We start from the raw sequence: 11,198 nt of genomic DNA, 5'->3' as shown, positions 1-11,198 counted from the left end.
CGGGCGTCCGTCAGAGCCGACGAGGCGTCCACCTTCGCCTTGGGGGGAATCCGCGATGCCGATCTTCGGCGCACGAAGACGTACGAAGGCTTCCGGCCAGGCGGGCGAGCCGCCGCCGGCGTTCGAGCTGTCCGTGCCGGAGTACCGGGCCGTGGTCCGTGTGATCGAGCACGCCCGGGCCTGTCTCGTCCTGCGCAGCGGCAGTGACGCCGCGACCATCCACAACGCCAGCGGCGCCGAGTTGGCGTCCCTGCTGCACCAGCGGGCCTCCGCCGCCCGCGCCCGTGGCGTCTCCGAGGTGCCGATGCTGCCCGGCGAGATCCGTCACCTGGAGGCGGCGGTCCTGAACCTGGAGTCGTACGGCGGCCACGAGACCGCGCTCTGCGAGGGCTACGCCCTGCTCGAACACTGCGAAGCCCTCGCCGCCGCGCTGTCCCGCCGGTCTACTTGAGGTAGACGACGCCGTCCGTCGTGACGGTGGGCCGTCCCGGGGTCCCAACTGCAGGCCTTACCCCGCCGGGACGGCGCACCGGCCCCGCAGGGATAGGAGGCGCAGGGTTCCACTGCTGCCACTGCGGGGCCGGTGCATGGCACATGTACCCGCTGAGGCGCCCGATACGCCCGATCCCTCCCCGCAGACCCCGCGCGGTGCGGGCCGTGCACGACGTGGGGCCCGGCCGTTCCCGGCCGGGCCCCACGTTCATCCGCGCCGCCAGCAGCGCTCCTCGATCCGAGGAAGCGCGTCTACCAGCGGTACCAGCGACCCTTGCGCCCCGTTCCGTCCGCGGACCGGACGACGAAGCCCAGCAGCCAGACGACGAGCACGATCACCGCGATCCACCACAGTGCCTTCAGCGCGAAGCCCGCGCCGAAGAGGATCAGAGCCAGCAGAAGAACCAGAAGCAGGGGAACCATTGTTATCAACCTCCTGGCCACCGGATGCCCTTATCCATCCCCTACAAGCCCACAAAACGTAAGTTATTTTCACGGGATGCAGGGCATCCGCACGCCTCGCACATTTCCCCTCTCCCCCGTCCGGCACTCGGTGGACCCGAATCGACGACCACTCGACGCGATTCTCTGGCCATAGGTTTGCCCGCGCCGTTCGGGGCCATGCGCACAGCCAGAACCGCACGCCGGAACCGAGGAGGGGTGAGCGGCATGACCGCCAGTGAGAAGGCACGGGCCAAGGCCGAGCAGGCCGTCGGCAAGGCCGCCCAGGCAGTCGGACGAGCCACCGGCAACGAGAAGCTGGTCGCCAAGGGGCACGCGGCCGAGGCCGCGGGCAACGCCCGCGAGGCCAAGGAGTCGGTCAAGGACACCGGCCGGCCCTGACCGGCCTGAAACACCCGCGAGGGGGGGGGCGGTCCCGGATCCCGGGACCGCCCCCCCTCGTACGTCCCCACGTGTTCGTCTGCACTCGTACGTCCACACGTGTTCGTCTGCACTCGTACGCCCCCACCCGTACGTCCCCACGCGTTCGTCCCGTCCGCGCCCGGTGGACGGCGCCGGCGGGTGAGCCCGTGCGGCACCGGTCAGGTCGGTGCCGCACGGGCGGTCAGCGGGGGCGCTGCCCGGGTGCGGTGATGCGGTCGATCGCTTCGAGCGTCAGCGTGCGGTCGTGCGGCTCACGCGAGAGCGCGCGGTGCAGGGTCAGCCCCTCGATGAGTGCGTCGAGCTGCCGGGCGGTGCCGGCGTCGAAGTGCCTCTCCAGATGGGCGCGGCTGCGGCGCATCCACTCGTGGGTGAGGTCCCGGTAGGCGGGTTCCCGAGCGGCGAGCGTGTAAAGCTCCTGGGTGAGCACCAGGTCACGCCTGTCCCCCTCGGACAGCACGTGCACCAGGTCGGCCACCGCCTGACGGGCCTGGCCGGGATCGGCCGGCGCGGCGAGGTGTTGGTCGAAGACCATGACGATGTGGTCCGTGAACCGCCCGAACGCCTCACGCAGCACCTCCTCCATGCCCTTGAAGTGATAGGTCATCGACCCCAGGGGCACGCCGGCACGTGCGGCGATCTTCCGGTGGGAGACGCGGCCGATGCCCTCCTCGGCGATGAGGTCGAGGGCGGCGTCGAGGATGCGCGCCCGGCGCTGGGGATCGGTGTGTCCGGTGGCCATGACCGTCGGCTCACAGACTCCGCGCGACGCGGGCCGGGTTGCCGACGGCGACGACGTTCGCGGGCACGTCCTTGGTGACGACGGCGCCGGCTCCGATGACGGAGTTCTCGCCGATGGTGACCCCGGGCAGGACGATGGCGCCGCCACCGATCCACACGTTGTCGCCGATGGTGATCGGCCGGGCGGCTTCGAGCTTGTCCCGCCGCGGCCGCGGCTCCAGCGGGTGGGTCGGAGTCAGCAGTTGGACGCCCGGGCCGATCTGGCAGTCCTCGCCGATGGTGATGGCCGCGACGTCCAGCGCCGTGAGGTTGTAGTTGACGAAGGTGCGCGCCCCGATGCTGATGTTGCTGCCGTAGTCCACGTGGACCGGCGGCCGCAGGTGGGCCTGCTCGCCCAGGGAGCCGAGCAGTTCGCGCAGCAGCGCCTGCGCGGCGTCGGCGTCCTCCGCGTAGGCGGCCTGGTAGCGGGCGGCCAGGCGTACGGCCCGCTGCTGGCGATGAGCGATCTCGGGATCGTCGGCGATGTAGAGATCGCCGGCTTCCATGCGTTCCAGGTTGGTGCGCGGGTCCTGCGCGAAGTAGTCCGTCGGCATGAGCGTCAGACTACGCCCTCGAATGTACGAACGTACACTCCGGGCCGGGACGGCACCGGCGCTCCCCGTACCGTGAGGGGTCAGTCCGCCGTCCGGCGGCGACGGCGCACCACGGCCCGGACGACGAAGGCGACGATCAGCACGCCCAGGGCGATGAGGACATAGGTCGAGTAGCGGTTGACCTCGGTGTAGATGGTCGTGATGTGGTCGCCGGCGAAGTACCCGACGCCCGCCCACAGGCCGACCCAGAGCAGGGCTCCGAGCGTGTTGAAGGCGACGAAGCGCGGCCAGGGCATCTCGGCGGAGCCCGCGATGATCCCGTTGAGCTGGCGCAGTCCCTCGATGAACCGTGCGATGGTGACGACCTTCCCGCCGTGGCGGGCGAAGAACTTCTCGGCCTTCTCGTACCGCTCGGGCGGCAGGAAGACGTACTTGCCGTAGCGCTGCACCAGGGCGTGCCCTCCGGTGCGGCCGATGAGGTAACCGACGTTGTCGCCGAGGACGGCGGCGAAGACGCCGATGGCGACGACGGCGAAGATGTTGAGCTGCCCGGCCCCCGCGTACACCGCGGCGGCGATGAGGATCGTCTCGCCGGGCGCGGGCACGCCGAAGTCCTCCACGAAGATCACGCCGCCCACGGCCCAGTAGCCCCAGTGGTCGAGGATCGGTGCGATGTCACCGAGAACCCCGGGCAACGGTGGTGAACTCATGCGGATCGCGTCCCTTCCGCGGAAGTGGCGAGTCGGGTCGTCGTGCGTCTGGTACCGGGGCCGCGGCGGGGGCGGTCGCGTTCAGCCTATTGCGACGCCCCGGTGCCGTGGCAGAGGCACGGGACGCGGACGGCCCGTGCCCACTCGTACTGGTGTTTTGCCACAGGTGGTGGGGGCATTCGCAGATTGAAGCTCGGGCCGCGCTGCGAGTTGGCGAGAGGCGAGCCCGACGGGCTCCGCGGACAAGGCCGAAACCAGACGATGAGGGGTTGGTCGCGATGACCGTGGCGACACAGCAGGGCGGCGGGGGCGGTTCCAGTGGCCTGTACGACGTTCTGGAACTCATTCTCGACCGCGGGCTGGTGATCGACGCGTTCGTGCGGGTCTCCCTCGTCGGCATCGAGATACTCAAGATCGATATACGGATCGTGGTCGCGAGCGTCGACACCTACCTCCGCTTCGCCGAGGCGTGCAACCGGCTCGACCTGGAATCGGGGCCGCGCAAGCCGGCCGGACTCACGGAGCTGAAGGGAAAGCTCACGGAGTCCGGCGCACAGGGCATGACCAAGGGCGCCCTCTCCGGCGCCGCGGAGACCATCTCCGACGCGTTCAAGCAGGCGCGCTCCGAGAGCCGGGAGCGCTAGCGCGACCCGGGCCGCCGGGCCGGGGCCGGCTCACCGCGCCGTACGCGCGGTAGGGGCGGGCTCGGCGAGTCCGAGTTCGTGCTCGCCGAGCGGCGCGAAGAAGCGTTCGACGTCGGCGTCGCTCACCTCGGACAGGGTGGCCGGCGACCAGCGCGGATCGCGGTCCTTGTCGACGACCTGGGCGCGGATGCCCTCCACCAGGTCGGCGGTGCCCAGGGCCGCGCACGAGACGCGGTACTCCTGGTCGAGGACCCGTTCCAGCGAGCCGAGGCGCCGGGCGCGGCGCAGGGCGGCCAGCGTGACCTTGAGGGCGGTGGGCGACTTGGCGAGCAGCGTCTCGGCGGCTTCCTTGGCGGCCGGGTCCCCGTGCGCCAGCAACCGCTCGACGATCTCCTCGACCGTGCCGGCGGCGTAGCAGGAGTCGATCCACTCCCGCCGGCCGGCCAGCTCGTCCTCGGGGGCGGGCCGGGCGTGGCGGCTGACCGCCTCCCGTGCGGGCATGCCGGCGAAGTCGTCGAGGAGCAGGGGCAGCGCTCCGCTCGGTACGAAGTGATCGGCGAGGCCGCAGTGCAGGGCGTCGCCCGCACCGATCACGGCGCCGGTGAGCGCAAGGTGGGTACCCAGCTCGCCCGGCGCCCGGCCGAGCAGATAGGTGCCGCCGACGTCGGGGACGAAGCCGATCCCGGTCTCCGGCATCGCGACCCGCGAGCGCTCGGTGACGACGCGGACGCTGCCGTGCGCGGAGAGCCCGACCCCGCCGCCCATGACGATGCCGTCCATGACGGCCACGTAGGGCTTGCCGTAGCGGGCGATCAGGGCGTTGAGGCGGTACTCGTCGCGCCAGAACGCGGCCGAGGCGGCGCCGTCGCCGTCCCGGGCGTCGTCGTGGACGGCGCGGATGTCGCCGCCCGCGCACAGGCCGCGCTCCCCCGCACCGGTGACGACCACGGTCTCCACGTCCGCGTCGCGCTCCCAGCGCCTGAGCGCCTCGTCGATGCGGCGGACCATCTCGTGATTGAGGGCGTTGATGGCCCGCGGCCGGTTGAGGACGATGTGGGCGGCCCGGCCGGTGGTGCGGAACAGTACAGGTTCGCCGGCGCCGGTCATCCGGAAACCTCCGTCCAGCCGGGGGTGAGCACGGTTCGACGTGGCCGCTGACGACTGTGCGGCCCCTGCGCAAGATCTTCCACCCGCACACCGTAGTCCGGCAGACGCTTGAGCCTGACAACCAGGGTGGCCCGGCGCTCACGCTCCAGGACGGCCCTCCTTCCCTCTCGCACCCGGCCGCCAGGGGTGGTGAGATGTCCCCGGGAGGGAAAACGATCAACGACCAGGTTCCGTGCTCCGGCACGGAGCGAAGACGATGTTCCGTGTCCGCAGTACGGCCGCCGGGGCGAGACGGCCCGGCGTGCGGCGCGAGCGCCGCCCGCGCCTCGCCCCGAGCGCAGAAAGGAGACCGCAAGTGACCGCCATACCCCAGGGCCGCGACTGGACCCGTATGAAGCGCGCCGACTTCGATGACTGCGCCCCGCTCGACCTGGTCGACGCGGCCGTGTGCCGGCCCGTGCCCGCCGTGCCCGACGAGTGCGGGACCCAAGCACTGTTCGGGAAGGACACGAAGCCCCCGCGTCCCCGCCGCCCCCGCACGCCGGCCCCGGCGCCCGCCGAGGACTCCGAGAACACCGACACCTTGTTCTGAGCAGCCCGCCGCGCGGAGCACCTGGCCGCTGCGCCCGCCGTGCGGAACCTGAAGAAGACCAGCGGGGCTGCTCACCACGGATCATCCGGTCGTCGGGTGATGTGTGCTGTCGGCTGACGAGCTGCGGGCCCGGGTGTAGGGAAGTGTCGCGTGGGCGCGTGTCGCGCGTTCCGTCACCAGGGTGCGTGCCTCTTCCGAGAGGGCCGGCGCCTTGATCTTTCCGTGGCCGGCGCCCGGTACCAGCGCCTCGGCCACGTCACCGGCCGCGGGGCGCCGGTCCGGGTCGGGGTGGAGGCATGAGCGGACCACCGCCGCGAGGTCTTCGGGGAGCCCGACGAGATCCGGTGTGCCGGAGCGGATGGCCGCGACCACGGTCGGCGTGTCCCCACCCCAGGGACTGCGGCCCAGCATCAGCCGGGCGATGAGGGTGCCCAGGGAGAAGATGTCGCTGGCCGGGGTGAAGGAACGCTGCTCACGCAACTGCTCCGGGGAGGCGTAGGCGTATGTGCCGGTGAAGCCGCGCCGGGGCTCGGTGATCCGCTCGATCTGCGCGATGCCGAAGTCGATGACGCGTGGGCCGTCCTCGGTGAGCAGCACGTTGGCCGGTTTGAGGTCGAGGTGGACGATCCCCTCGGCGTGGATGGCGCTCAGGGCGACGGCGATGCCCGCCCCCAGCACGCGCACCAGGCCGTCGTCCAACGGCCCGCAGCGGTCGGTGAGCTCCTGCAACGAGGGCGCCGCCACGTACGGGACCGCCATCCACGGGACCGGGCCGTCCGGGTCCGCGGCGATCACCGGCACGGTGAACCGTCCGCCGACCCGCTGGGCCGCCCTCACCTCGTGTGCGAAGCCGCGCCTGATCGTGGGTGCCGCGGCGAGGTGCGCGTGCAGCGTCTTGACCGCCACCATCAGTCCATCGGGATCCTGGCAGAGGTACACCCGCCCGAAGCCGCCCTCGCCGACGCGTTCGAGCACCTCGTACGGGCCGAAGGCCCCGGGCCGCTCCGGCCCGTCGGCGGGGCGTGCCCGCTCCGGCCGACGCCAGCTCCCGATCGCCTCCGCCTGCGGATGCAGCGCGATCCGGTCCCCGGGAGGGGTCGGTGCCGTGGCGGCACCGGGCAGCCGCGACTCCTCCGTCATCCCGGCCGGTTCCGGTTCGTCCGTCTGAACGGCCGGCTCAGGTTCGTCCCTCCCACCTGCCCGCTCGTCCACCGTCCCGGCCGGGTTCCGCCCGTCCTCCCTCGTTCCCTCCCCCTCGTCCACCACCACGAACGCAGCCGCCTGCGCCTCGCCGTCATGGAAGACGTATGCCTGCATCTGGACGCGCTCTTCGTCGAGCCGGGACATGACGACGCCCGGCAGGCCGAACCGTTCGCACAGGGCCGCCTCTTCGGGGGCCGGACGGGGGTCGTCGCGGGCGAAGCACAGGGCCGTCGCCTCCCAGTCCTGACCGGCCAGGTCCGCCAGCACCTCCGCCCATTGCTCCGGCGTCCCCTCGCGCCAGCTCACGTCGTCCGGGACGTCGTTCACGACGGCGAGGCAATTCGCGTAGGGGGCGCCGTTCTCGCGGGCCAGGATCACGCACGCCGCATCGGGTGCGGCCTGCGTCTGGTCGCCCAGCAGCTCCGCCACCCGCCGTGCGACGCGGACCACCGTGCGGCGGGTCGTGCGCACCAGCTGGTCACGGTGAGCCCGCAGGGTGTCGTACTCAGGTGTCCCCGGCCCCCGGCCCTGGCTCTCCATGCATGCGAGCACCTTGCCGAAGCAGTCGGCGGCCGTCGTGTGGTCCTCCGCCCGCGCCGCCGCCCTCGCTTGCGCGACGTACGCGGACAGGGCCTGGGCACTGCCTGCCCCGTAGAGCTGCTCGGACCGGGTGGCCACCTCCGCGTACATCCGGCATGCGCGCGGTGAGTCCCCGGCTGCCTCGACCGCGGCAGCCGTCGCGAGCAGGTCCCGCAGCCCGTCGTCGCCGCCCTCGCTGCCGAACGGCAGCCGGCCGGCGACCTCGGCGTACCGCTGGCGGGCGACGGTGACGAGCTGGTGACCGGGACCCAGCTCCTGCTGCGCGGTCTGGAGCACCTCGGAGAACGAGCGCAGCGCGGCGGCGTTGTCACCGCTCTTCTGCTGCCAGTACCCGATCTCGCACAGCAGGGTGAGCGCCGTCTCGGTACGGCCGGCCCGTTCGGCGGACCGGCGCATGCTCTCGTAGCGGCGTACGGCCTCCTCGGGCCGGCCGGCCCGGCCGTGCCAGTGGGCGAGTTGGTGCCGGGCCAGTTCGGTGTCGGGGTGGTGCGGTCCCTGGATCCGCTCCCGGTCGGCCATCAGAGCGGCGAACAGCCGCACCGCGGTCTCCGGTTGCCCGGCCTCGCCGGTCCAGTGTGCCAGTTGGTGACGCAGCGCCAGCGTGTCGGTGTCCTGGGGCCCCAGGAGGCGTTCGCCTTCCGCGACCAGGGTCGTGTAGCGTTCGGCGGCCTCGCTCGCACGGCCCCGGCGTCCGGCCAGCTCAGCCGCTTTGCTGTCCTCCCGCAGCCGTGCGGTCTCCCGCTCGCTCGCTTGTGCCGTCTCCTCGCGCCGTCCGCGCAGCCACTTCACCACGTCTCCCCCACTGCCCGACCGGACCGTGCCGACAGGTCAGTATGTTCCACCCGGTCATGTGACCCAATCGTGCGCCAGCAGCCCCGCGCCGCTACGGCGGTGCAGGGTCGGAGCACGCCCACCAGCACGATGACCAGTGCGGGCAGTGCGATGAAGACGGCGCCGTGGCTTTCGCCGTGGACCGAGGCTACGAGCTCCGGACAGGGGGTGCGCGCGCAGCCCGGCGCCGTACGACTGTCGTCGGCGACCGCCGTCTGCCCGGCGCGAAGGGCCGACGGCTGAGGCCGAAGGGCCCTGGCGTGCTCACCGGACGGGCCGCTGTCATGGTGAAGGAACGAATGGCACCCGACATGCGGGACGGGGCTGAAAGGTGGACAGGTCGAACGGTGAGCCCGGGCCGGGGCAAACTCCCGGAGTCACCCGGCGGTGGGTGGAGCCGGTACTGCTCGCCCTCACAGCCGCCGCCTTGATCGCAGGCGGCATCGCGTGGCTGGCCGGGGCGAGGGCGTCGGCCGGCGGATTCTGGGCGGCTGGCACGGTGATCGCGATCGTGCCGGCGACGGCCTGGATGGTCGACGCGTTGCGGCGCGGCCGGGCCGGAGTCGACTTGATCGCGGTCCTCGCGCTGGCAGGGACCCTGGCGACGAGGGAGTACCTGGCCGGGGCGCTGATCGCGCTGATGCTGTCCACGGGCCGCTGGCTGGACGCGGCCGCCGAACGCCGCGCCTCGCACGATCTGCGCCATCTTCTGGAGCACGCCCCCCGCTCGGCCCGCCGTCGCACCGGCGACCGGATCGACACGGTGTCCCTGGCGGAAGTCGGCATCGGAGACCTGCTGGTCGTCGGCCCCGGCGAGGTGGTGCCGGTCGACGGGCGCGTCGACAGTGGCAGCGCGCTGCTCGACGAGTCCGTGCTGACCGGCGAGTCCCTGCACGTCGAACGCATCGCGGGGGACAGTGTGCGCAGCGGCGGCGTCAACGCCGGCAGCGCTTTCGACCTGCGCGCCACCGCCACCGAGCAGGACAGCACCTACGCCGAGATCGTGCGCCTCGCGCGCCAGGCGGGCGCCCAGAACGCACCGGTCGTCCGCCTGGCGGACCGCTACGCGGCCTGGTTCCTCCCCCTGTCGCTGGCCGTGGCGGGTCTGGCCTGGCTCATCAGCGGGTCGGCGGTGCGGGCGGTGGCCGTGCTGGTCGTCGCCACCCCCTGCCCACTGCTGCTGGCCGCGCCTGTCGCGATCGTCTCCGGTCTGTCCCGCGCGGCCCGCCAGGGCGTGGTGGTCCGGGACGGCGCCGCCCTGGAGACCCTCGGCCGCGCCCGCACTCTGGTCCTCGACAAGACCGGCACCCTCACCACCGGCCGCCCCCGGGTCCTGGACATCGCCGCCGCACCCGGCAGAACCCCCGACGAGGTGCTCACGCTGGCCGCTTCCGTCGACCAGTACTCGCCCCACGTCCTGGCCCAGGCCCTGACCGACGAGGCCCACGCCCGCCGCCTGCCGCTGCTGCCGGCACACGACGTCACCGAGGAACCAGGCCGCGGAGCCACCGGCCGTGTGGGCACCACGACGGTCGGCGTCGGCAGACACGACGTGCATCCTCTGCCCGGCTGGGCCCGCACCGCCGACAACCGCGCCGCCCTCGACGGCGCGGCCGTCGCCTGGGTGACGGTCGACGGGCGGCTCACCGGCGCGGTGCTGCTGCGTGACCCGCTGCGCACCGACGCGCCGCGCACCATCAGGCGCCTGCGCCAAGCCGGAATCCGGCGCGTGCTGATGCTCACCGGTGACCGCGCCGAGCCGGCCCAGGAGATCGCCGCCGTCCTCGGCCTGGACGACCTTCACGCCCGCCAGTCCCCCGCCGACAAGGTCGCCGCCGTCCGGGCCGAACGCGAACGTGCGGTCACCGTCATGGTCGGCGACGGCGTCAACGACGCGCCCGCCCTCGCCGCCGCCGACGTCGGCGTGGCCATGGGAGCCCGCGGCTCCAGCGCTTCCTCCGAAGCCGCCGACGTCATTCTGACCACCGACCGCGTCGACCACCTCGCCGACGCCTCCGTCATCGCCGTCCGAGCCCGGCACATCGCTGTGCAGAGCGCCCTGGCCGGCATGACCATGTCGCTGGCCGCCATGGTCGCCGCCGCCTTCGGCCTGCTCCCACCCGCCGCCGGCGCCCTGCTCCAGGAGGGCATCGACGTCACCGTCATCCTCAACGCCCTGCGCGCCCTGCGCCTGGACCGCAGCGCCCGGGTGTGCGTCGAACCAGCCACACAACAGCTCCTCCATCGCTTCGCCGGCGAACACGACGACCTGCGCGACGTCGTCGAAGCCGTCCGCCAAGCCGCTGACCTGCTCAGCGACACCACGGGCCCGGACGCCCTGCGGACAGTGCGCCACGTCGACCGCCTGCTGGAGGAACGCCTTCTGCCCCATGAACAGGCCGAGGAAAACGATCTCTACCCGGCCTTGGCCGCCGCCTTGGGTGGCCCGGAGACCACCGCCACGATGAGCCGCGCCCACACGGAGATCCACCGTCTCGCCCGTCGTATCGGCACCCACCTGCAACTCGCCGACGCCGAAGGCGGCTTGCAGCCCGGGCAACTCGACGACCTGCGGGCCTGTCTCTACGGCCTGCACAGCGTGCTCCGCCTGCATTTCATCCAGGAGGAGGAGAACTACTTCAGCCTGACGCCCTGACGGCGATGCTCACTGCCCTTGGACGGAACGGGTCGGTCACGTCCGCCAAGTTCAGTTCGGCGGCGTCCGCTGAAGCAGCCTTGGCCCCAGGCGGTTCGGCAAAAGAAGAAGGCAAGGAGTCGTCTCTCCTTGCCACTCTCAACTTAT

The 11,198-nt window shown here is 72.3% G+C and carries 11 protein-coding genes; 5 read left to right on the top strand and 6 right to left on the bottom strand.

Translation table 11 applies throughout. The features are described 5' to 3' along the window. Positions 1-55 precede the first annotated feature (55 nt). Positions 56-451: a hypothetical protein gene (locus tag TNCT1_RS19915; protein ID WP_143633927.1), complete on the top strand. Its 396-nt coding sequence runs from the start codon at positions 56-58 to the stop codon at positions 449-451. Positions 452-744: 293 nt separating this feature from the next. Here the strand turns inward: TNCT1_RS19915 and TNCT1_RS19910 are convergent, their stop codons facing one another. Next, positions 745-915 (bottom strand): hydrophobic protein, encoded by a 171-nt coding sequence (locus TNCT1_RS19910; protein WP_070029835.1) that lies wholly within the window; start codon positions 913-915, stop codon positions 745-747. 246 nt (positions 916-1,161) lie between these two features. Here TNCT1_RS19910 and TNCT1_RS19905 point away from each other — a divergent pair, with 246 nt between their 5' ends. Continuing rightward, positions 1,162-1,335 (top strand): CsbD family protein, encoded by a 174-nt coding sequence (locus TNCT1_RS19905; protein WP_143633926.1) that lies wholly within the window; start codon positions 1,162-1,164, stop codon positions 1,333-1,335. 223 nt (positions 1,336-1,558) lie between these two features. On the opposite strand, the gene TNCT1_RS19900 is transcribed toward TNCT1_RS19905, so the two are convergent. From TNCT1_RS19900 to TNCT1_RS19890, 3 genes are all read right to left on the bottom strand, one after another. Continuing rightward, positions 1,559-2,116, bottom strand: coding sequence for a TetR/AcrR family transcriptional regulator (locus TNCT1_RS19900; RefSeq protein WP_143633924.1), 558 nt, complete (start codon positions 2,114-2,116; stop codon positions 1,559-1,561). Between the two features lie 10 nt (positions 2,117-2,126). Continuing rightward, a complete protein-coding gene (locus TNCT1_RS19895) occupies positions 2,127-2,708 on the bottom strand; it encodes a sugar O-acetyltransferase (protein WP_143633923.1) in 582 nt (193 codons plus the stop codon). Positions 2,709-2,788: 80 nt separating this feature from the next. Then, positions 2,789-3,418, bottom strand: a complete 630-nt coding sequence (locus tag TNCT1_RS19890) for a DedA family protein (protein ID WP_143633921.1) — start codon at positions 3,416-3,418, stop codon at positions 2,789-2,791. A 278-nt stretch (positions 3,419-3,696) separates the two neighbouring features. Here TNCT1_RS19890 and TNCT1_RS19885 point away from each other — a divergent pair, with 278 nt between their 5' ends. Beyond that, positions 3,697-4,062, top strand: a complete 366-nt coding sequence (locus TNCT1_RS19885; RefSeq protein WP_143633919.1) for a gas vesicle structural protein GvpA — start codon at positions 3,697-3,699, stop codon at positions 4,060-4,062. Positions 4,063-4,092: 30 nt separating this feature from the next. On the opposite strand, the gene TNCT1_RS19880 is transcribed toward TNCT1_RS19885, so the two are convergent. Then, on the bottom strand, positions 4,093-5,169 hold the full coding sequence (locus TNCT1_RS19880; RefSeq protein ID WP_143633917.1) for an enoyl-CoA hydratase/isomerase family protein: 1,077 nt from the start codon (positions 5,167-5,169) through the stop codon (positions 4,093-4,095). A gap of 355 nt (positions 5,170-5,524) precedes the next feature. Here TNCT1_RS19880 and TNCT1_RS19875 point away from each other — a divergent pair, with 355 nt between their 5' ends. Further along, positions 5,525-5,761, top strand: a complete 237-nt coding sequence (locus TNCT1_RS19875; RefSeq protein ID WP_143633915.1) for a hypothetical protein — start codon at positions 5,525-5,527, stop codon at positions 5,759-5,761. A gap of 81 nt (positions 5,762-5,842) precedes the next feature. On the opposite strand, the gene TNCT1_RS19870 is transcribed toward TNCT1_RS19875, so the two are convergent. After that, entirely contained in the window at positions 5,843-8,353 is a 2,511-nt protein-coding gene (locus TNCT1_RS19870) for a tetratricopeptide repeat protein (RefSeq protein WP_160160411.1), read from the bottom strand. 433 nt (positions 8,354-8,786) lie between these two features. Between TNCT1_RS19870 and TNCT1_RS19865 the strand changes: the two genes are divergently transcribed. Continuing rightward, on the top strand, positions 8,787-11,051 hold the full coding sequence (locus TNCT1_RS19865; RefSeq protein ID WP_373920486.1) for a heavy metal translocating P-type ATPase: 2,265 nt from the start codon (positions 8,787-8,789) through the stop codon (positions 11,049-11,051). The last annotated feature ends 147 nt before the right edge of the window (positions 11,052-11,198 follow it).

The sequence above is a fragment of the Streptomyces sp. 1-11 genome, from assembly GCF_007176755.1.
Taxonomy (GTDB): Bacteria; Actinomycetota; Actinomycetes; order Streptomycetales; family Streptomycetaceae; genus Streptomyces.
The sequence above is the reverse complement of the archived record's forward strand: the minus strand, read 5'-3'. Positions and strand labels throughout refer to the sequence as shown.

Coding starts and splice junctions, on each gene's coding strand:
- TNCT1_RS19900 (WP_143633924.1), bottom strand. CDS start 2,116: ATGGCCACCGGACACACCGATCCCCAGCGCCGGGCGCGCATCCTCGAC.
- TNCT1_RS19880 (WP_143633917.1), bottom strand. CDS start 5,169: ATGACCGGCGCCGGCGAACCTGTACTGTTCCGCACCACCGGCCGGGCC.
- TNCT1_RS19905 (WP_143633926.1), top strand. CDS start 1,162: ATGACCGCCAGTGAGAAGGCACGGGCCAAGGCCGAGCAGGCCGTCGGC.
- TNCT1_RS19895 (WP_143633923.1), bottom strand. CDS start 2,708: ATGCCGACGGACTACTTCGCGCAGGACCCGCGCACCAACCTGGAACGC.
- TNCT1_RS19885 (WP_143633919.1), top strand. CDS start 3,697: ATGACCGTGGCGACACAGCAGGGCGGCGGGGGCGGTTCCAGTGGCCTG.
- TNCT1_RS19915 (WP_143633927.1), top strand. CDS start 56: ATGCCGATCTTCGGCGCACGAAGACGTACGAAGGCTTCCGGCCAGGCG.
- TNCT1_RS19890 (WP_143633921.1), bottom strand. CDS start 3,418: ATGAGTTCACCACCGTTGCCCGGGGTTCTCGGTGACATCGCACCGATC.
- TNCT1_RS19910 (WP_070029835.1), bottom strand. CDS start 915: ATGGTTCCCCTGCTTCTGGTTCTTCTGCTGGCTCTGATCCTCTTCGGC.